The organism is Mycobacterium neumannii, assembly GCF_048452905.1.
Taxonomy (GTDB): domain Bacteria; phylum Actinomycetota; class Actinomycetes; order Mycobacteriales; family Mycobacteriaceae; genus Mycobacterium; species Mycobacterium neumannii_B.
In genome coordinates, this window is sequence record NZ_JBCGVF010000007.1 from 300,249 (window position 1) to 321,083 (window position 20,835).

Sequence of the window (20,835 nt, forward strand, 5' to 3'; positions counted from 1 at the left end):
CCAGTGTCCGGATTTCGGCACCAGAGCGCTCAGCGTGCAGTCGGGGGCAGCACTGAAACGGTGGGGCCGACCAAAGGCGGATTCTGCGGTGCCACGATGGGTGGCTCCACCCTCACGGTCGGAAGGCCGACCCTCGGGCCGCTTGGCGGCTGACCTGCGTCCGCGGCCTCCGCAGGCGGGGCGGCACAGGTAATACCGTTCCACACGCCGCCAGAGCGATGGCAGCAGTAGCGATCGTTCTCCTCTTCCTGTGCGATGGGATCGCTTCCCGGCGGCACCCCTCCCGTCTGTCTCATGCAGTAGTCGTACTCTTCGACGTCCCACACGGGCTCCGCGGTTGCGACCGCCGGGCATGCCGCGCTGGCGAGGGTGACTGCCGCTGCGAACAGGGCAGCACGTGCGAGCCGACGCAGAGCCGCGGAAGAGGCGATGACGGTGCTGGTCATGAGACCTCACCCCCTGGTGTTCACGACGCGCTGCCTCGAACAATGGACCCGTGTTGCGGGTGGTATGTAAAAGTGTGCGCTTACTCCGGGTGTCTGTTGAGTCTTCGGCGTATTTTCTCCGCCCCAGAATTCCAGCTGGGCAACGTCGTGCGATCGTCCTTTCGTCCGTCGCGGAATCCCGCCTCGTATTCGGCCCCTGCGGTCACGGTGTCCGATCCGACAATGACGTTTCGCGGATCCACCATGCAGTGCCGAGACGCCGTTTCGTTTTGGCTCACATCTGTTCAGACGACGGGTTACGCCCAGCGGTTCCCCTGCTGCCGTCATAATGGCCGTCATGGCAGACAAGGGTGGTCGACCGGTTCGCACAGGACCAGAACGCATCAGGAAGCTCGCCCAGGCGGCGCTGAACGCCGACGTCACCGTCGAGCAGGTCGACACCATCCTGGAGGGGCTGAGCGAGACGCTCGAGGACCTCAACAGCTCCACCGCCAACCTCGACGCCACCCTGGAGCGGTTCAACGAGACGATCAACCAGATCAATCAGCTGGCCCCACGCCTGAACGCCGTCGTCGACCGCATGGAGGGCATCGTCGGGCGGGTGGAACGCATCGTCGGCCTCGGTGAATCGGTGATCTCACCGCTCGCCGCGACTGAGCAGGTGGTGCGGGGAGCCGTGAACAAGATGCGCCGCTCCGCAGGTCTGTAGTTCTGCCGGCTAACCGCTGTTGCGCAGTGCACTTGCCAACCCGCTCATCGTCAGCAGGATGCCGCGCTGGACGAGTTCGTCGTCGTCTCCGGATCGGTAGCGGCGCAACAATTCGACCTGGAGATGGTTCAGCGGTTCCAGGTACGGGAAGCGGTTGAACACCGAACGGGCCAGCGCCGGATTGTCCGCTAACAGGTCGTCCTGGCCGGTGATGAGCTTGTGCATCCGGATCGTGCGCTCGTGCTCCGCGACGATCTTGTCGAACACCCGCCGCCGCAACTCCTCGTCGTCGACCAGCTCGGAGTAGCGGGCCGCCAACCCCAGGTCCGATTTGGCCATGACCTGCGCCATGTTCGACAGCACGGTACGGAAGAACGGCCACCGCCGGTACAGGTCCCGGAGCACCTCGACGCGGTCCTCCTCCGACTGCGGCCCCTCGGCGATCCACTCCTCGAAAGCCGTGCCCGTGCCGTACCAGCCGGGCAGCATGACCCGCGACTGGCTCCACGCCAGCACCCACGGGATGGCGCGCAAGTCCGAGATCGAAGTCGTCGGCTTGCGCGACGATGGCCGGCTACCGATGTTGAGCGCGCCGATCTCGCTCACCGGGGTCGACGCCTTGAAATAGTCTACGAAACCCGGTGTCTCGTGCACCAATTCGGCGTATGCGCGCTGAGCCCGTGCGGCCAGGTCGTCGAGGACCTCGTAGGCCGGGCCTGCCTCGTCGCCGAGACCTTCCACGTCGAGCAGCGTGGCCTCCAACGTGGCCGCCAGGAGGGTCTCGAGATTGCGGTACGCCGCTTGTGGTTCGGCGTATTTCGCCGCGATGACCTCGCCCTGCTCGGTGAGGCGCAGCGATCCGTTCACCGCTCCCGGCGGCTGGGCCAAGATGGCGTCGTAGCTCGGCCCGCCGCCTCGACCCACCGTGCCTCCGCGACCGTGAAAGAGGCGCAGCCGAATTCCGGTCTTGCGCGCCGACTCCACCAGGTCGAGCTCCGCCCGGTACAGTGCCCAGTTGGCCGCGAGGTAACCGCCGTCCTTGTTGGAGTCCGAGTAGCCGAGCATCACCTCCTGACTCTCGCTGCGCGCCGACACGATCGACCGGTACACCGGAAGATCCAGCGCCGCTTCAAGAATCGACGAGCCACGCTGCAGGTCGTCGATGGTCTCGAACAACGGCACGATGCCGACGGGGGCGTACGGCCTCTCCCCCGAGACGTCGAGCAACCCGACCTCTTTGAGCAGGATCGCCGCCTCCAACATGTCCGACACGGACTCGCACATCGAGATGATGTAGTTCGGAATCGCCCGCGTCCCGAAGATCCGCACCGCCCGCGCGGCCGCCGCGACGATGTCGAGTTCCTTGCGGGCCAGCTCGGACAGTTCCGCGCCGGCTTTGACCAACGGGCGACGGGTCGACAGCTCACCTGCGAGCAGCTCTACCCGGTCCTCCTCGCTCAGCGAGCCGTAGTCCTGGTGCACACCCGCCCACGCCAGCAGCTCGGCGACGACCTCCTCATGGACGTCGGAGTTCTGCCGCATGTCGAGGCCGCACAGGTGAAACCCGAACGTGCGCACCGCCTCCCGCAACCTGGCCAGTCGGTCCTCGGCCAGCACCGCGCTACCGTTGCTCCGCAGCGACCCGTCGACCACGTCCAAGTCGGCGAGCAACTCGGCGGGCGACGCGTAACGCTCGAGTCCCAGATCGAGTTCGTGCTCGGGCTGCTCGTCGAGGTTCTCTTTCGCAGTCGACGTCAACCGGGAGTGGATGACCCGCAGCGCGCGCCGGTAGGGCTCGTCGGCCCGCGCGGGCTCCTCGCACCGGGCGGCCAGCGCTTCGAGTTCCTCGCTGATCCTGACCAGACGCGCCGACATCGACAGCTCTTCCTCGAGCGCGGTGATCTCCGTGAAGTAGTGGTCCATCGCGGTGTAGGCGGCTCTGCCGGTCGCGCGCCGGACGACGTCGGCGGTGACATTCGGGTTGCCATCCCGGTCCCCGCCGATCCACGAACCGGGACGCACGATCGGCTCGTCGAGCAGCGCGGTGTCGGGCCAACGGGCCTGCAGTTCAGTGCGGACGTCGGCGTTCACCTGCGGTATGACGTCGAAGAACGCGGCCGGGTAGTACCGCAGGCCTGTCTCGATCTCGTCCTGGATCTTCAAGCGCGACAACCGAACCAGCGCGGTCTGCCACAAGGTCAGGATGTGGCGGCGCAATTCGAGCTCGATGTGGCGACCGTCGGCATCGCTGCGCCCGTGCAGGCGTAAGCGCATCAGCTCGGTGATGCGGTGTTGGGTGTCGAAGATCGTGCGGCGCCTGGTCTCGGTCGGATGCGCAGTGATCACCGGCGACACCATCGCCCCGGCGAGGGCTTCGGCGACGGTGCCGGCATCGAGGTCGACGGCGTCGAGTTTGGCGTAGGTGGCGGCAAGGCTGCTGTTCTGCGGCGGCTCGCCCGCTTCGACGTGGATCGCCCGACGACGTTCTCGGTGAATGTCCTCGGCGACGTTGGCCAACAGAGCGAAGTGGGTGAAGGCACGGATCACCGGGATCGCCCGACGGATGTCGATGCCGTCGAACATTCCCGCCAGTTCCGCGCGGTCGATCTCGGAGCGGCGCACACGGAACGACTCGACACGGGCGCGCTCGACGAGGTCGAACACCTCGTCGCCGTTCTGCTCGCGCACGGTGTCGCCGAGTATCGCGCCGAGAAGGCGGATGTCCTCGCGCATCGGCTCGGTGGCGTCACGCCCCACCTTGGTCCGCCTGACCGCGCCTATAGGTTCGAGCCCGGCGATTTCAGCCATGACTCAAGTATCGACGGGCCACAGTCGGCCCGCACGGCGAGGTGCTGGGAATCAGCTGTACTTGATCAACAGCGCGACGCCGACGATCGAGACAAGCCAGATGCCGGTGACGAACAGCGTCAGCCGATCCAGGTTCTTTTCCACCACCGTCGACCCCGACAGGCTGGACTGGACACCGCCGCCGAAGAGCGTGGACAGACCGCCGCCCTTGGCGCGATGCAGCAGCACCAGGAGCACGACCAGGAGGCTGGTCACGACCAGGGTGATCTGCAGGGCCAATTCCATGGGCGCAAGACTACCTAATCGACGACGATGCTCACCAATCGGACGGTCAGGGCAGGGGGCCGCCGGCCGCGATGGCCGACAGGGTGGCGAACTGCTCGCCGTCGAGCGAGGCGCCCCCGACCAGAGCGCCGTCGATATCCTCCTGCGCGACGATGTCGCCGACGTTCTTCGCGTTCACCGACCCGCCGTAGAGCACCCGCACACCGGCCGCCAGCTGCGGCGTCGCCAACTTGCCCAGCTCGTCGCGGATCGCTTTGCAGACCTCCTGGGCGTCGGCGGCGCTGGCCACCCGACCGGTGCCGATGGCCCACACCGGCTCGTAGGCGATCACGGCCTGGCCGATCTGTTCGTTCGAGAGGCCCGCCAGCGACCCGCGCAACGACTCGACATTGTGCTCGACGTGGTTGCCCGCCTCGCGGACTTCGAGTTGCTCACCGATGCAGATGATCGGCACCAGCCCGTGCCGGAAGGCGGCCGCCGCCTTCGCCGCCACGACGGCGTCGTCCTCAAGGTGGTACGTGCGCCGCTCGGAGTGCCCGACGACGACGAAGGTGCATCCCAGCTTGGCCAGGAACGCGCCGCTGATGTCGCCGGTGTAGGCGCCGGAGTCGTGCTCCGAGAGATCCTGCGCGCCGTAGGTGAGCATCAGCTTGTCGCCGTCGACCAGGGTCTGCACGCTACGCAGGTCGGTGAACGGCGGGATCACCGTCACGTCGACCTTGTCGAAGTACTTCGCCGGCAACGCGAACGCAATCTTCTGCACCAGCGCGATCGCTTCGAAGTGGTTGAGGTTCATCTTCCAGTTGCCGGCGATCAGCGGCTTTCGGCTCACGATTCCAGGACCTCTCACTCTTCTAAAACGGCGATGCCGGGCAGTTTCTTGCCTTCAAGGTATTCCAGAGAGGCTCCGCCCCCGGTCGAAATGTGGGAGAAGCCCTCTTCGTCCAGGCCGAGCTGACGGACCGCGGCAGCCGAATCGCCGCCGCCGACGACGCTGAACCCGCCCTTACCGGTAGCTGCGATGATCGCCTCGGCGACCCCCTTTGTGCCCGCGGCGAACGCCGGAAACTCGAAGACTCCCATCGGCCCGTTCCAGAAGACGGTCTTGGCGTTCGACAGCAGCGTGGTAAACCGCTCGACCGAGCCGGGACCGATGTCCAGGCCCATCTTGTCGGCTGGGATCTTGTCCGCGGCGACGATTTCGGCCGTCGCATCAGCGGCGAACTTGTCAGCCACCACGATGTCGACCGGCACGTGGATGACGTCGGCATAGGTATCGAGCAGCTTGCGGCACGTGTCGATCATGGCTTCTTCCAGAAGCGAGTTACCCACCGAAACACCTTGTGAGGCAAGGAATGTGAAGCACATGCCGCCGCCGATGATCAGACTGTCGGCCTTCTCCGCCAACGACTCGATGACCGCCAGCTTGTCGGAGACCTTCGACCCGCCGAGCACCACGGCGTAGGGCCGGTCGGTGGAGGTGGTCAGCTGCTCGAGCACCTTGACCTCCGCGGCCACCAGCGTGCCCGCGTAGTGCGGCAGCAGCGTCGCGACGTCGTACACCGACGCCTGCTTGCGGTGCACCACCCCGAAGCCGTCGGAGACAAAAGCCCCCGGCGAACCGTCTGCGCCGCTGACGAGATCGGCGAGCTGCCGGGCCAACGCCATCCGTTCGCCGTCGTCTTTGCTGGTCTCGCGGGGGTCGAAACGGATGTTCTCCAGCAGCAGGATGTCGCCGTCGGTCAAGCCTTCGGCACGGGCCAGTGCGTCGGTGCCCACGACGTCACCGGCCAGTTGCACGTGACGGCCGAGTTGCTCGCCCAACGCCTTGGCGACCGGAGCCAGTGACAGCTTCGGGTCGGGTCCGCCCTTGGGTCGACCGAGATGCGCGGTGACGATCACCTTGGCGCCGGCATCGGAGAGCGCCCTCAGCGTGGGCACCGACGCGGTGATGCGACCCGGGTCGGTGATGTTGCCGTCATCGTCGAGCGGGACGTTGAGGTCCGACCGAACGAGCACTCCCCGATCCGAAACACCTTCACCGAGAAGGTCTTCCAGAGTCTTGATGGAAGACGAGGCCACGGCGTTACAGCGACTTGCCGACAAGTGCGACGAGGTCCACGCACCGGTTGGCGTAGCCCCACTCGTTGTCGTACCAGGACACCACCTTGGCCTGGTTGTCGATCACCTTGGTCAGCCCGGAGTCGAACAGCGAGCTGTGCGGGTCGGTGACGATGTCGCTGGACACGATTGGTGCGTCGTAGTACTTGAGGATGCCCTTGAGTGGTCCGTCGGCGGCGGCCTTGAACGCGGCGTTGATCTCGTCGACGGTGGCCGACTTGGACAGCTCCGCGGTCAGGTCGGTGACCGAACCGGTGGGGATCGGCACCCGCAGCGCGTACCCGTCGAGCTTGCCCTTCAGCTCCGGCAGCACCAGGCCGATGGCCTTGGCGGCGCCGGTGGAGGTCGGCACGATGTTGACCGCGGCGGCGCGGGCGCGACGCAGATCTTTGTGCGGGCCGTCCTGCAGGTTCTGGTCCTGGGTGTAGGCGTGAATGGTCGTCATCAGGCCCTTGACGATGCCGAACTCGTCGTTGAGGACCTTGGCCAACGGGCCCAAGCAGTTCGTGGTGCACGAGGCGTTGGAGATGATGTTCTGGCTGCCGTCGTACTTGTCGTCGTTGACGCCGAGCACGACCGTCAGGTCCTCGCCCTTGGCCGGTGCGGAGATGATGACCTTCTTGGCGCCGGCGTCCAGGTGGCCCTTGGCCTTTGCAGCGTCGGTGAAGATACCGGTGGACTCGACTACCACGTCGACCCCGAGATCGCCCCACGGGAGGGCCGACGGGCCCTCCTTGATCGACAGTCCCTTCATCTTGTGCCCGCCGATGATGATGTCCTCGCCGTCGACCTCTACGTCTTCGGGCAGCCGGCCCAGGATCGAATCGAACTTCAGCAGGTGCGCGAGCGTCTCGTTGTCGGTGAGGTCGTTGACAGCGACGATCTCGATGTCGGAGTTCCTGCCTTCGTGCTTCTGCGCGTCCAGCGCGCGGAAGAAGTTGCGTCCGATGCGGCCGAAGCCGTTCACGCCTACCCGGATGGTCACTGTTTCTCCCTTGATCGCCTCAACGTGTAGTGCTCGGCCGTCAGCCTAGTCGTGTGATAGCGGCCACGCGTCACCTGGTCAGTGCGCGGTCAGGCGCTGGTCGGCGTAGGGGTTGCCGAGCCATTTACGGCGGATCCGTTGCAGCGTGCCGTCGGCCTCCAACTCGGCTTGCGCGACTGTCAGCCGACCGAGAAGCACCTGGTCACCGTGCGGAACGGCAATCGCAATGTCCTCGACCGTGATGTCGCGCTGGACGACCTCGACGCCAGGGACCGGCTTGACCAGTTCGGTCAGCACCGGCGCAAGCTTCATGACGGCATCACAGCCACCCGTCGAAAGGTCGCTCAACGCGTCGCGAATCGCGGTGTACTCATAGACGCGGACGGCACCGGCCTTGCCATCAGCGACGAGTCGCTCGGCAATCGGCCGGCTGGTGTTGCCCCGCTGAACGCCGATGGTCAGGCCTTCGAGATCGTCGACGGACGTGACACGCGGCAGCCGGCGAGTGTCGACGGCCAGCGCCTGACCGGAGATCAGGTACGGAGGTAGGAACGTCGCCCTTCTCCCCCGGTCCGGTGTGACGGTGGTCCCGGCGGCGACGCAGTCGTACTTCGACCCCAGTGCATCGAAGATGCCGTCGAAGTCGGTTCCGTCGTAGGGCACGAATTCGACTGTCGCGTCGATCTTCTCGCTGAGCGCTCGCAACAGGTCGATGTCGAGCCCACCGTCGTCGGACATCCCGTTGAAGGGCGGGTCTGGCATCGCCACACCGACTCTCAGCGTCTCCATGGGTTCACCGTAGTTGCTGCAGCAGCGCGCGGGCCTGATCGATCTGTTCGAACGCGTAGGTCGCGAGTTCGGCCACGAGGATGTGACAGCCGGGCCCGGCCGCCATCACCCGGTTGAGGACCGTGCCGAAGTAGTCCCCGTCGCGAACCTTGGTCTCACCAGTCGTGATGCCCATGCGCACCGGTAGCTCGAATCGGCGCTGGGCGTCGACAGCAGCCTCGACGACGCGAAGGCAGCCCGAGTCCATCACCGCTATGGCTGAACACAAATTTGTCATGCGCCTCATGACGGTCGGTCGAGTTCAGCTCGCGCATGGTCGATTTCGCCATAGGCGTACTCCGCGACGGCAGCCATCGACATCGACTCCCCTCTGGAGGCCAGTGATTCGTAGGTGGTGTCACCGAGCACCGTCCGGAGGTGGGCTATGGAGGTGCTGAACTCCGGCAGTACCGCTTGAGCCAGAGGACTCATTGAAAACCCGCTGATAATCGCTGCCGATTCGTACAGACCCACGCGGTAAAGGAACGTACTCAGTACGGCGAGTGGGCTGCGAATGCTGCCGACGTTGCCGGAGTCGTGGTAATTGCGTAGGACTAACGTCAAGTGCTCGAGTGCCTCTGGGGTGACCGCCTCAAGTGCCTCAAACCTGGCCATCCCCAGAGCGAGAATCGAGGCGTTGAAACGATTTCCGCTATCCAGGGCCATCGCCAAACCTTCGCGGCAGTCCTCCAAGCCGGCGTCTGACCCTTTCGCGTGGAGTGGGAACGTACTTGCGGCGATTGCGAACGTGTGCATATAAGGGTTTCGAGTTGCCGCCCCCGCTTCGACCAATCCTTTCGCCGCTTCGATCGCTTCGTCGACAAGTCCCCCGAACGAAAGGCCGAACACCCGGCAGCCACGGATGTACACGTGGTTATCGCCGCGCCGTTCGAGTTGAGCGTGACATAGTTCGGCCCACCGCCGAGGCTCGCCGGCCGGAAGGTAGGCCGCTCCCAGCCAACCCTCCATTCCGTACGGCGGCGCATTCTCGTTGCGCGCCACTACGGCGGCGCCTGCTTCGGCATATCGAAGCGCGTTTTCCAACCTGCCGGCCATCCAGCACACCGCTGCGACCACATACAAACTCGACAGCCGGGGATGGTTTACAGCGACGGCAAGCTCGATCATCTCTTCGGCCCAGGTCATCGGTTCGTAACTCTCGACCCCTATGCCGAGAAGCCCCGCATACGTTGCGATCGTGGCGGCAACGTCAATGTCGCCTGAATCGGCCGCCCAGCGGAAGGCTGTGCGCAAGTTCGCCAGCTCCAACGCCAACCAGCGATACGCGTAGCGTTGCTCAGGGCTGTCCCATAAGGACAGCATCGTGTTCTCGAGTTGCGCGAAGTAGCGGGCGTGGGCGTTTCGAACCTCCTCTGCCGCACCGCAAGAGGCAAGCTGTTCCTCTGCGAATTGACGAACGGTCTCGAGCATGGAGAACCGAGCCGTCTGCTCGGATCGGTCCACCGTGAGCAGCGACTTGCGGACCAAAGACTCGAGAAGATCCACGACCGCGAACTCGTCGTATTCCGGCCCGGCCACGGCGCAGGCGCTGTGGATGTCGAACCCACCGGCGAACACCGAACACCGCTCTAGCAGTCTCTTCTCTTCGGCGCTCAAGAGGTCGTATGACCATTGCACCGCGTGACGAAGTGTCTGGTGTCTTTCCAAGCTTCGCCGTGACCCGACGAGGAGGTTGAACCTCTTGTCGAGTCGGTCACGAATATCGGTCAGCGTCATCACCGAAACCCGAGACGCAGCGAGTTCGATCGCCAGCGGAATGCCGTCGAGGCGACGACATATGTCGGTGACCGCATCCATTTCGTGGACGGCAGCGCCAGGAGCAATGCTGCCGGCCCGCTCCACGAACAGCTCCGCCGCGGCATCGTCAGAGAGTGAGCGGACCGGCCAGATCTGTTCTTCGGCGACGCCCAAGCCCTCTCTGCTCGTGGCGAGGATGCTCACGGTCGAGGACTTCGCGAGGATGGCCTCGACAAGTCCTGCGGTCGCGTCCAACACGTGTTCGCAGTTATCGAAGACCAACAGCCGCTTCCGGTTCTCCAAGACAGCCGCGACCGAATCACACATGCTCATCCCGGGTTGTTGAGCGATGCCTAGGATCGCGGCAACCGAATCAGCCACGGCACCTGCGTCGGCCACAGACGCGAGCTCGAAAACCCAGACCCCGTCGGTGAAATCGTTGGTCAAACAACCAGCGACCTCAAGCGCCAGACGCGTCTTGCCCACTCCACCGACACCGGTCAATGTGACGAATCGATTGGTGCGCAACACCGCCGCGATCCGGGCCACTTCGTCATCTCGCCCAACCAACCTTCTTCCCACAGGTCGGAAATTTCCCCGGTCAGCGTCCAGGCTGCGTAATGGCGGGAAGTCACATGGAAGGCCTTGGGTTCGCAGCTGAAAGATCGTGATCGGGCGCGTCACGTCACGTAAGCGCTTCGGCCCCAGGTTCAGCAGTTCGACACCGTCGAGCAGAACCGCCGTCGACTCGGCCACCAGGATCTGGCGACCATGCCCGGCCGCCATGACGCGAGCTGCGCGGTTGAGCACCGTTCCGAAGTAGTCACCGTCACGCAGTTCGGCCTCACCGGTCGCGATTCCCATACGCACGGGGAGCTCCAACTCGCGCTGGGCGGCGATGGCTGCGTCGACGGCGGCGCTCGGAGACGCGAACGCAGCGGCGAGACCATCGCCGCTGTGGCTGAACACGAATCCGTCGTGCGCCTCGATCGCCGCGCGCAACACCTTGTCATGGCAAGCAAGTGCGACCCGCATGGCATCCGCGTCGGACTCCCACCGACGAGTCGAACCCTCGATGTCGGTGAACAGGAATGTCACGACGCCGGTGGGCGGGACGCCCGCGGGCACAAATGAAGTGTCGGCCGAGAGGCCGCTTGTCATACGCTTTTCGCCGAAATGCGTGTCACAAGTGGCCGGTCGGCGCTAGGCGTCCTCGAGCAGGTCCGGCGTGACAGCCGACTCAGTGTCGGGAATGCCGTCCTGCTTGGCCTTGCGATCGGCCATGGACAGCAACCGCCGAATGCGGCCCGCCACAGCGTCCTTCGTCATCGGCGGATCGGCGAGCCGGCCCAACTCCTCCAGCGACGCCTGCCGGTGCTCGACGCGCAGCTTGCCCGCGGCGGCGAGATGGTCGGGCACCGTGTCGCCGAGGATCTCCAGCGCCCGTTCCACGCGCGCGGCCGCGGCGACCGCCGCCCGTGCCGAGCGCCGCAGGTTGGCGTCGTCGAAGTTGGCCAGCCGGTTGGCGGTGGCCCGCACCTCGCGCCGCATCCTGCGCTCTTCCCATGTCAGCCGGGTGTCCTGCGCGCCCATCCGGGTCAGCAGCGCACCGATCGCCTCGCCGTCGCGCACCACCACCCGGTCGGTGCCGCGAACCTCGCGCGCTTTCGCGCTCACCCCCAACCTGCGGGCGGCGCCGACGAGTGCCAGCGCCGCCTCAGGACCCGGGCAGCTGACTTCCAACGCCGACGAGCGTCCCGGTTCGGTGAGCGATCCGTGTGCCAGAAATGCTCCGCGCCAGGCTGCTTCGGCATCGGCCACGCTGCCGCCGACCACTTGAGCCGGCAGCCCGCGCACGGGGCGGCCCCGCAGGTCGAGCAGACCGGTCTGCCTGGCCAACGCCTCGCCGTCCTTGGCCACCCGGACCACGTACCGGGTGCTCTTGCGGATGCCGCTGGCCGACACGACGTGCACCGTGGCGTTATAGCCGTACAGGTCGTAGATGTCCTTGCGCAGCCGCCGGGCGATGATGCCGAGATCGACCTCCGCCTCGACGACCACGCGGCCCGAAACGATGTGCAATCCGCCGGCGAACCGCAGCAGGGAGGCCACCTCGGCGCGCCGAGCACTGACCGAATTGACGATCAGCCGACTCAACTCATCCTTGACCTCGGCTGTCATCGCCACGGGTCGTCACCTCTCGGTTCATTCGCTGTCGACGTGGGCACTGCCGGCGCCGGAGCGGCGGCGCCGCGAAGACGCACACTCTCCAATGCCGCGGCCAAGCGCGCCGGGTCATGTAAAGGTGTACCAGGTCTGGACACGTCAGCAAACTGAACTTGAGCACGAAGGATGTTCGCGGTCCGACGCAGTTGGTCGCGCTCGCGCTCGCTGGGCACCCGACTCGCGTCGACGATGATGTCGTGCACGGTGAAGTCGGGCGCATGCTGCGCGAGCACGTGAATGTGTCGCTCCACGGAAAAGCCCGCCGTCTCCCCCGGTTCGGCCACCAGGTTGAGCACCAGCGCCCGGCGCGCCGCGGTCGCCTGCAGCGCCGCCGCGAGCTCGGGAACCAGCACATGCGGGATCACGCTCGTGAACCACGAGCCGGGGCCCAGCACCACCAGGTCCGCCGCCATGATCGCGTCCACGGCCTGCCGAGTGGCGGGCGGATCCCCCGGCAACAGCCGCACGCGACGGACTTTGCCCACGGTCGTGGCGATCGCCACCTGACCGCGAATCACCCGGCTCATGCGGGGGTCGGACTCCAGACCCGCGACGTCGGCCTCGATGCCGAGCCCCATCGGGCACATCGGAAGCACGCGACCCTTCACGCCCAGGATGCGGCCCAGTTCGTCGAGCGCGGCGATCGGGTCGGCCAAGACCTCGCTGAGGCCCGCGAGCAGCAGGTTGCCGATCGGATGCCCGGCCAGCGCCCCACTGCCACCGAACCGGTGCTGAATGATCGTCGCCCACAGCCGGCCATGCGGACTGTCAGAGGCCAACGCCGCCAACGCCATTCGAAGATCACCCGGGGGAACGACATCCAGCTCGTTGCGCAGTCGACCCGACGAGCCGCCGTCGTCGGCGACCGTGACGATGGCCGTCACATGCGGCGTCAGCCTGCGCGCCGCCGACAGGGTCGCATAGAGCCCGTGCCCACCACCGAGTGCAACGATCCGCACCGCGGCGAGCCGCGAATCAGATGAAGTCATTCGCGACCCAGATCCCGGTGCAACACCCGCACCGTCAGGTCATCACCGCCCTGCAGTCGCGCCGCCAGTGCCTCGGCGATCGCCACGCTTCGATGTTTGCCGCCGGTGCATCCGATGGCGACGGTCATATATCGCTTCCCCTCGCGACGGTATCCGTCGATGACTACGTCGAGCAGCCGATGATAGGTCTCCAGGAAGTCGCCTGCACCCGGTTGCCCGAGAACGTAGTCGCGGACCGCGGGATGCTGGCCGCTGTGCGGGCGCAGATCGTCCACCCAGTGCGGGTTCGGCAGGAACCGGACGTCCATCACGGTGTCGGCATCCATCGGCAACCCGTACTTGTAGCCGAAGGACTCGACCGTGACGTTCGTGTGGGCGACGGTTTCGCCCCCGAAGGCGCGTTCGATGCTCTCACGCAGCGCGGGCACCGAAAGCGTCGAGGTGTCGATCACCAGATCGGCCGACGCGCGCACGGAGGCCAACAGCGAACGCTCGGCCGCAATGCCTTCTGCCAGAGTCTGATTGCCCTGTAGTGGGTGACTTCGGCGGTTCTGTTCGTAGCGGCGCACCAGGCTCTCGTCCGAAGCGTCCAGGAACAACACTCGCGGCGCGATGTTGCGGGTCGCGAGCTCGTTGCGCACCCAGTCCAGGTCTCCGGTGAACCCCCGTGAGCGCACGTCCATCACCACCGCCAGCTGGGTGATCCGTGAGCCGGCCGCCAGCCCCAACTCGACCATCTGCGCGATCAGCTCCGGCGGAAGGTTGTCGGCGACGTACCATCCCAGGTCCTCGAGCACCTTGGCCGCGGTACCCCTACCCGCGCCCGAGAGGCCGGTGACCAGAACCACGTCGATGCCGGAGTCGGCGCTGGCCTCGTCGCGAAGATCCTCGTGCATTCCCTGGTCCGTCATCCCGATACCTTGCTCTGATCATCGTCGACCGCCGACTCGGGCGCGTCGCTTTCGGGCGGTACGCCAAGCGCGTCGAGCACGGAACGGGCGGTGGCGACGCCAATGCCGGGTACCGCGGTGATCTCCTCGATCGACGCCTCCTTCAGTCGGGCCACCGATCCGAAGTGGGTGACCAGTGCTTTCCGGCGATGCTCACCGAGTCCTCGAACCGAGTCAAGCGCCGACGCGGTCATCCGCTTGGAACGCTTGCTGCGGTGATAGGCGACCGCGAACCGGTGCGCCTCGTCGCGTACACGCTGCAGCAGGTACAGCCCTTCACTGTTGCGCGGCATGATCAGCGGATCGGGCTCCGACGGAACCCACACCTCCTCCAGACGCTTGGCCAAGCCGATCACCGCGACGTCGGTGATACCCAGCTCGTCGAGCACCGTTTGTGCGGCGTTGACCTGTGGCGCACCGCCATCGACGACGAACAGGTTGGGTGGGTAGGCGAACCTGCGTGACTTTCCTTCCGGTGCAAGCTCTGTCGGATGCTGGGTGTCGTGCAGGTGACGGTGGAACCGGCGCCTTGTCACCTCGGCGATGGAGGCGACATCGTCGGAACGGCCGTCGCCCGCGGCCTCTCGGATTGCATAGTGCCGGTAATCGGACTTGCGCGGTAAGCCGTCCTCGAAGACCACCAGCGAGGCCACCACATCGGTGCCCTGCACGTGGCTGATGTCGACGCACTCGATGCGCAACGGCGCCTCAGCCAGCCCCAGCGCGTCCTGGATACTCTGCAGCGCAGCGGTTCTCGCGGTGAAGTCACCGGCACGCCTGAGCTTGTGCTGGGCGAGCGCATCCTGGGCGTTGCGGCGGACCGTCTCGGCGAGCGCGCGCTTGTCTCCGCGCTGCGGCACGCGCAACGACACCCGAGAGCCGCGCAACTGGCTGAGCCAGGCCGCCAATTCGTCGGAGTTGCTCGGCAGACACGGAACCAGCACCTGACGCGGCACGGGATTGGTCGCCTCGTCCCCGCCGCTGTCACTGGCGCCGCCCAATTCGGCCTGATCGCCGTAGAACTGCGTCAGGAACTGCTCCACCAGACGTTCCTGGCTCGATTCTCCCGGCTCACCGGACTTTTCCACGATCCAACCGCGCTGGCCACGCACCCGGCCGCCGCGGACATGGAAAACCTGCACGGCCGCTTCGAGTTCGTCGTCGGCGAATGCCACCACGTCGGCATCGGTGCCGTCGCCGAACACCACCGCCTGTTTCTCCAGCGCCCGTTTCAGAGCGCCGATGTCGTCGCGCAGGCGCGCGGCCCTCTCGAAATCCAGTTCCTCGGCGGCCTCGTTCATCTGGTGTTCGAGGTCGCGGCCCAACCGATCGGTCTTACCGGCGAGAAAGTCGCAGAAATCGACAACGATCTGGCGGTGCTCATCGGCGCTCACCCGACCGATACAGGGAGCCGAACACTTGTCGATATAGCCGAGCAGGCAGGGCCGATCGATTTGCCTGTGGCGCTTGAATACTCCGTTAGAGCATGTGCGCGCCGGGAACACCCGCGTCAGCAGGTCGAGGGTTTCGCGGATCGCCCACGCGTGCGAATAGGGTCCGAAGTACCGGACGCCCTTGCGCCGGGCCCCGCGGTACACCATCAGCCGCGGATACTCCTCGTTGAGCGTGACCGCGAGCACCGGGTACGACTTGTCGTCTCGATACCTGATGTTAAATCGCGGGTCGAACTCCTTGATCCAGTTGTATTCGAGCTGCAGCGCCTCGACTTCGGTGTTGACCACCGTCCACTCGACGCTGCCCGCGGCCATCACCATCTGACGTGTGCGCGGCGCCAGGCTCGCGACGTCGGCGAAGTAGGAGTTCAGTCGGCTGCGCAGACTCTTCGCCTTGCCGACGTAGATCACCCTGCCGTGCGGGTCGCGGAATCGGTAGACGCCCGGTTCGACGGGAATCGACCCTGGGGCGGGTCGGTATGTCGAAGGATCAGGCACGCAATCCAGGTTACTGCCGCGTACCGACCGCCCCGATCCACTACCGTCGGGTGATGCGGATCTCCTCGCTGACCAAGGTGATGGCCCCGCTGACCGGGTTGATGCTGGTGCTCGCCGGCTGCTCGACGAACGACGGCAGCACCGAATCGGAGTCCGCGGGACCGTGCGCGATCGTCGAGAACGGCACCCCGGTGGTCAAGACCACCGCCCCACCCACTCCCGGGTCGCCGCCGACCTCCCGCGACATCTCCACCAATCCCGAAGTGGCCACGGGTTACCGCACCGACATGACGCCGGTGCGAACCAGCAGCTATTCGGTGGTCACCGCCAATCCGCTGGCCACCCAGGCAGCGTGCGAGGTGCTCCGCGACGGCGGCACCGCGGCGGACGCGCTCGTCACCGCGCAGGCCGTGCTCGGCCTCGTCGAGCCGCAGGCGTCCGGCCTCGGCGGCGGCGGCTTCCTGCTCTACTTCGACGCGGCCTCCGGTGAGGTCCAGGCCTACGACGGTCGCGAAATCGCGCCCGCTGCGGCCACGGAGAACTATCTGCGCTGGGTCTCCGAAACCGACCGGACGGAGCCCAAACCGGACGCAAGGACCTCGGGCCGCTCGATCGGTGTGCCCGGCATCGTGCGGATGCTCACCGAGGTACACGCCGATCACGGCAAGACGGGCTGGCGCGATCTGTTCGCTCCCGCAGTCCGGATGGCCGACGACGGCTTCGACATCAGCCCGAGGCTGGCCGCGGCGATCGATGACGCGGCGCCCGAGCTCGAGCTCGACCGCCAAGCCGCCGAGTACTTCCTCAACGCCGACGGCACCCCCAAGACGGAGGGCACCCGGCTGACCAACCCGGCGTACTCGAAAACGTTGGGCATCATCGCCACCGACCCTCAGGAGTTCTACACCGGCGCCATCGCCCGCGACATCGTCGCCGCTGCGGCCGACGACTCCGGGGGCCGGACGCCAAGCCTGATGACCGTCGAAGACCTCGCCAACTACACGGTCAGCGAACGCGAACCGCTGTGCAGGCCATACCGCGGACGCGAGATCTGCGGAATGCCACCGCCGTCGTCAGGAGGCATCGCCGTGCTGGCGACGCTCGGCATTCTCGAACACTTCCCCATGGCCGATCACAAACCCAGCGACGTCGATCTCAACGGCGGCCGACCGTCGGTCATGGGCGTACACCTGATATCCGAGGCGGAACGACTCGCGTACGCCGACCGCGACAAGTACGTCGCCGACACCGATTTCGTGCCGCTGCCGGGCGGCTCACCCGACACCCTGCTCGGCAGTGACTACCTCGCCGGGCGGGCCGCGCTGATCTCCGAGCAGCAAAGCATGGGCACCGCGAAACCGGGCGAGTTCGGCCCGCCGACCAGCCCCCCACCGCCCGCCCCCGAACACGGCACCAGCCAGGTCAGCATCGTCGACTCACAGGGCAACGCCGCGTCGTTGACCACCACGGTCGAGTCAGCGTTCGGCTCGTTCCACATGGTCGACGGGTTCATCCTCAACAACCAGCTCACAGACTTCTCGGCCGAGCCGGCCGGCCCCGACGGGGCGCCGGTGGCGAACCGGGTCCAGCCCGGTAAGCGCCCGCGCAGCACGATGGCCCCGACCCTGATCTTCGACCAGGCACAGGGCCGGGCCGGGGAGCACGGACACCTCTTTGCGGTCCTGGGTTCGCCCGGCGGTGCCGTGATCATCCAGTTCGTGGCGAAAACCATTGTGGGAATCCTGGATTGGGGACTCGACCCGCAGCAGGCGGTGTCGATGGTCGACTTCGGCGCGGCGAACACCCCGAAGACCAATGTCGGCGGCGAGCATCCGATCATCGACACCTCCGATAACGGTGACCACGACCCCCTTGTGCAGGGGTTGCGGGCACTCGGCCATCAGGTGGATCTATCCGACCAGTCGAGCGGCCTGTCGGCGATCATCCGAGACAGCACAGGCCTCATCGGCGGAGCGGATCCACGCCGGGAAGGGTTGGTCATGGGCGACACCCAATGACCGAATGCGTTGCCCGGCTCGGCGAAATCGACTGGCAGACATTCGCCGCCATCCGGTTGAGGGCGCTGGCCGACTCGCTGGGTGAGAAAGATCCAAGCTATCGCGACGAGGCGGCCTTCACCGCAGCGCAGTGGCGGCGGCGGTTGCGCGACCATGCGCAGTTCGTCGCGCTCGACGGTGACCGTCCGGTCGGCATGATCGGGGCGCAGCAGGAGAACGGCGAGACCGTGTATCTGTACTCGCTGTGGCTGGAACCCGCGGCCCGGGGTCGAGGCCTGGCGCGGCAACTGGTTGCCGCGGCTCTTGACTGGGCGCGCACCAGCAACGTGCACACGGTGCGCTTACGGGTGGCGATCGACAACGCGGCGGCGCGTCAGGTGTACGAAAGCATCGGGTTCACCGTCGCAGACGACCAAACCACCTCCGAGCGCGACGAACTCGCGATGTCGCTCAGCGTGAGTTGAGGCCTTTGTAGCGCTCGAAGACGTCGCGAACGCGGTCCATCGCGTCGATGGCGCGCCCTTTGTCGACGGCCTGGATCGCCATGATCGGAATGTACTCGTCGTCGGGCAGATCCACGCGCGCCCACCGCGCGCCCCTCGGGAAGGAGATGCCGACCACATCGGACCACGGAATCATCTTGTCGTTGACGAGGTTCCGCACACTCACACCGGCAGCGCCGACTCGAAGCCGGGGCCGGGCGAACATCAAGACCACCCCGGCGATGACGACACCGAGGAGCGCGATCGCCACCTGGTCGGCGGTCCGAAAGATCACCCCTGTCGAGCTGATCTTCAACAATGCGCCGACCATCACATGCGCGGCAAGGATCAGCGCTGCGGCACCATAAGCGAAATACGGTGCCAGATGCGGGCGTATCTCGACATCCCAGTCGGTCATGAGCGCGAACGAATGTCGCGCAACGTCAACGCGGTCGACAACGCGGCCGCCGCCGCCTGCGCGCCTTTGTCCTCAGACGAGGACGGGAGCCCGGCCCGGTCGAGAGCCTGTTGCTCGCTGTTGGTCGTCAGCACGCCGTTGGCCACCGGTGTCGACGCATCCAGCGACACCCGGGTCAAACCCTGTGTTACCGCGTCACACACATAGTCGAAATGCGGTGTCTCCCCGCGGATTACCACGCCCAGCGCCACGACCGCGTCATGGTTGGCCGCCAGCGCCTGTGCCACAACGGGAATCTCGATGGCGCCCAGCACCCGCACCACCGTGGGGTTCTCGACCCCTGCGCCGGCTGCCACTTTGAGTGCCCCGTCGAGCAGTGCGTCGCAGATGGTCTCGTGCCAGGTGCTCGCCACCACGGCTAGCTTGAGCGCCGATCCGTCGATGTCTGGAAGATCGGGTACGCCTGTACCACTCACAGGGCTCCACCGAGATCTGTTGGGCGGCGGTCACCGAGCAGGTATACGCCCTCGTCGTAGTCGGCCATGGTGGTGGCCTCGTGATAGGCGTCCAGACCGCTCAGGTCGTGACCCATCCGGTCCCGCTTGGTCATCAGGTAACGGATGTTTTCCTTGTTGGCCCGCACGGGCAGCGGCACGCGTTCGATGATGTGCAGCCCGTAGCCGTCGAGCCCGACCCGTTTGGCGGGGTTGTTGGTGAGCAGCCGCATAGACCGCACGCCCAGGTCGACGAGGATCTGCGCTCCGATGCCGTAGTCGCGGGCGTCGGCGGGCAGGCCGAGCTTGAGGTTGGCGTCGACGGTGTCATCACCAGCATCCTGCAGTTGGTAGGCCTGCAGCTTGTGCATGAGCCCGATGCCGCGGCCTTCGTGGCCGCGCATGTACAGCACGATGCCACGGCCTTCGCGGGCGACCATCGCCATCGCCGCGTCGAGTTGGGGTCCGCAGTCACAGCGTCGAGAGCCGAACACGTCACCGGTAAGGCATTCGGAGTGCACACGCACCAATACGTCGTGGCCGTCGCTGGTCGGGCCCGCGATATCACCCTTGACCAACGCGACATGCTCGACGTCGTCGTAGATGCTGGTGTAGCCGACGGCGCGGAATTCGCCGTGGCGGGTTGGGATCCGCGCCTCGGCGATGCGCTCGATGTGCTTCTCGTGCTTGCGCCGCCACTCGATCAGGTCGGCGATCGAGATCAGCGCGAGGTCGTGCTCGTCGGCGAAGATGCGCAGCTCGTCGGTCTGCGCCATCGAGCCTTCGTCTTTCTGGCTGACGATCTCGCAGATCGCACCAGCCGGCTGCAGCCCGGCGAGGCGGGCCAGGTCGACGGCGGCCTCGGTGTGGCCGGGGCGGCGCAGCACGCCTCCGTCCTTCGCCCGCAGCGGCACTACGTGGCCCGGTTTCGTGAAATCGTCTGCAATGCTTGACGGATCCGCGAGCAACCGCATCGTCGTCGCCCGGTCGGCAGCCGAGATACCCGTTCCCACACCGTTCTTCGCGTCCACCGTGACGGTGTAGGCGGTGCCGTGCTTGTCCTGGTTCACCGCGTACATCGGCAGCAGACCCAGCTTGTCGCAGATCGCGCCGTCCAGCGGGACGCAGAGGTAGCCCGAGGTGTAGCGAACCATGAACGCAACAAGCTCCGGCGTCGCCTTTTCGGCGGCGAAGATGAGATCGCCCTCGTTCTCGCGATCCTCATCGTCGATCACGACGACGGCTTTGCCCGCGGCGATATCTGCCACCGCGCGCTCAACAGTGTCAAGCCTCGTCACCACATCAGTATGAACTACCAGGGTTCAAAACTTATTGCCAGGCCGCTGAGCTGGGCGTTCACTGCTAA

18 protein-coding genes are annotated in these 20,835 nt (G+C 66.1%); 3 read left to right on the top strand and 15 right to left on the bottom strand.

Features of this window, described 5'->3' with window-relative positions; genetic code table 11:
* Window positions 1-783: 783 nt before the first annotated feature.
* Window positions 784-1,155, top strand: a complete 372-nt coding sequence (locus AAHH99_RS21710) for an ATPase (RefSeq protein WP_418770544.1) — start codon at window positions 784-786, stop codon at window positions 1,153-1,155.
* 9 nt (window positions 1,156-1,164) lie between these two features.
* Here the strand turns inward: AAHH99_RS21710 and ppc are convergent, their stop codons facing one another.
* The 12 genes from ppc to uvrC form a co-directional block, all read right to left on the bottom strand.
* A complete protein-coding gene (gene ppc / locus AAHH99_RS21715) occupies window positions 1,165-3,963 on the bottom strand; it encodes a phosphoenolpyruvate carboxylase (RefSeq protein ID WP_418770546.1) in 2,799 nt (932 codons plus the stop codon).
* A gap of 51 nt (window positions 3,964-4,014) precedes the next feature.
* Window positions 4,015-4,248 carry a preprotein translocase subunit SecG gene (gene secG / locus AAHH99_RS21720; RefSeq protein ID WP_066842301.1) on the bottom strand — a complete coding sequence of 78 codons (234 nt, stop codon included), beginning with the start codon at window positions 4,246-4,248 and terminating at the stop codon, window positions 4,015-4,017.
* 46 nt (window positions 4,249-4,294) lie between these two features.
* Window positions 4,295-5,080, bottom strand: coding sequence for a triose-phosphate isomerase (tpiA, locus tag AAHH99_RS21725; protein ID WP_418770547.1), 786 nt, complete (start codon window positions 5,078-5,080; stop codon window positions 4,295-4,297).
* Between the two features lie 14 nt (window positions 5,081-5,094).
* The gene (locus tag AAHH99_RS21730; protein ID WP_418770548.1) at window positions 5,095-6,330 is read right to left on the bottom strand and encodes a phosphoglycerate kinase; all 1,236 of its coding nucleotides are present in this window, start codon (window positions 6,328-6,330) and stop codon (window positions 5,095-5,097) included.
* A 4-nt stretch (window positions 6,331-6,334) separates the two neighbouring features.
* Window positions 6,335-7,354 carry a type I glyceraldehyde-3-phosphate dehydrogenase gene (gene gap / locus AAHH99_RS21735; RefSeq protein ID WP_064426638.1) on the bottom strand — a complete coding sequence of 340 codons (1,020 nt, stop codon included), beginning with the start codon at window positions 7,352-7,354 and terminating at the stop codon, window positions 6,335-6,337.
* A gap of 78 nt (window positions 7,355-7,432) precedes the next feature.
* Window positions 7,433-8,143 (bottom strand): ABC transporter substrate-binding protein, encoded by a 711-nt coding sequence (locus tag AAHH99_RS21740; protein ID WP_418770549.1) that lies wholly within the window; start codon window positions 8,141-8,143, stop codon window positions 7,433-7,435.
* Between the two features lie 4 nt (window positions 8,144-8,147).
* Window positions 8,148-8,420, bottom strand: coding sequence for a hypothetical protein (locus tag AAHH99_RS21745; protein ID WP_418770550.1), 273 nt, complete (start codon window positions 8,418-8,420; stop codon window positions 8,148-8,150).
* A gap of 5 nt (window positions 8,421-8,425) precedes the next feature.
* Window positions 8,426-11,101, bottom strand: a complete 2,676-nt coding sequence (locus AAHH99_RS21750) for an ATP-binding protein (protein ID WP_418770551.1) — start codon at window positions 11,099-11,101, stop codon at window positions 8,426-8,428.
* A gap of 42 nt (window positions 11,102-11,143) precedes the next feature.
* Window positions 11,144-12,121, bottom strand: a complete 978-nt coding sequence (whiA, locus tag AAHH99_RS21755) for a DNA-binding protein WhiA (protein ID WP_094286752.1) — start codon at window positions 12,119-12,121, stop codon at window positions 11,144-11,146.
* The gene (yvcK, locus tag AAHH99_RS21760; RefSeq protein WP_418770552.1) at window positions 12,118-13,155 is read right to left on the bottom strand and encodes a uridine diphosphate-N-acetylglucosamine-binding protein YvcK; all 1,038 of its coding nucleotides are present in this window, start codon (window positions 13,153-13,155) and stop codon (window positions 12,118-12,120) included. Before yvcK ends, whiA begins: the two co-directional genes overlap by 4 nt.
* On the bottom strand, window positions 13,152-14,051 hold the full coding sequence (gene rapZ / locus AAHH99_RS21765) for an RNase adapter RapZ (protein WP_418770736.1): 900 nt from the start codon (window positions 14,049-14,051) through the stop codon (window positions 13,152-13,154). The genes yvcK and rapZ overlap by 4 nt, the downstream gene beginning before the upstream one ends.
* An 11-nt stretch (window positions 14,052-14,062) precedes the next feature.
* Window positions 14,063-16,057, bottom strand: a complete 1,995-nt coding sequence (gene uvrC, locus AAHH99_RS21770; protein ID WP_418770553.1) for an excinuclease ABC subunit UvrC — start codon at window positions 16,055-16,057, stop codon at window positions 14,063-14,065.
* Between the two features lie 53 nt (window positions 16,058-16,110).
* Between uvrC and AAHH99_RS21775 the strand changes: the two genes are divergently transcribed.
* The gene (locus AAHH99_RS21775) at window positions 16,111-18,075 is read left to right on the top strand and encodes a gamma-glutamyltransferase family protein (RefSeq protein WP_418770554.1); all 1,965 of its coding nucleotides are present in this window, start codon (window positions 16,111-16,113) and stop codon (window positions 18,073-18,075) included.
* Window positions 18,072-18,539 (top strand): GNAT family N-acetyltransferase, encoded by a 468-nt coding sequence (locus tag AAHH99_RS21780; protein WP_418770555.1) that lies wholly within the window; start codon window positions 18,072-18,074, stop codon window positions 18,537-18,539. Before AAHH99_RS21775 ends, AAHH99_RS21780 begins: the two co-directional genes overlap by 4 nt.
* Here the strand turns inward: AAHH99_RS21780 and AAHH99_RS21785 are convergent.
* Genes AAHH99_RS21785 through AAHH99_RS21795 form a run of 3 tightly spaced genes read right to left on the bottom strand, consistent with a single transcriptional unit; the run spans window position 18,526 to window position 20,767 of the window.
* On the bottom strand, window positions 18,526-18,975 hold the full coding sequence (locus AAHH99_RS21785) for a PH domain-containing protein (protein ID WP_418770556.1): 450 nt from the start codon (window positions 18,973-18,975) through the stop codon (window positions 18,526-18,528). The two genes, AAHH99_RS21780 and AAHH99_RS21785, sit on opposite strands and share 14 nt — an antisense overlap.
* On the bottom strand, window positions 18,972-19,451 hold the full coding sequence (gene ribH, locus AAHH99_RS21790; RefSeq protein WP_418770557.1) for a 6,7-dimethyl-8-ribityllumazine synthase: 480 nt from the start codon (window positions 19,449-19,451) through the stop codon (window positions 18,972-18,974). The genes AAHH99_RS21785 and ribH overlap by 4 nt, the downstream gene beginning before the upstream one ends.
* Complete coding sequence (locus AAHH99_RS21795) at window positions 19,448-20,767, bottom strand: bifunctional 3,4-dihydroxy-2-butanone-4-phosphate synthase/GTP cyclohydrolase II (protein ID WP_064395633.1); 1,320 nt, start codon at window positions 20,765-20,767, stop codon at window positions 19,448-19,450. The genes ribH and AAHH99_RS21795 overlap by 4 nt, the downstream gene beginning before the upstream one ends.
* Window positions 20,768-20,835: the final 68 nt, after the last annotated feature.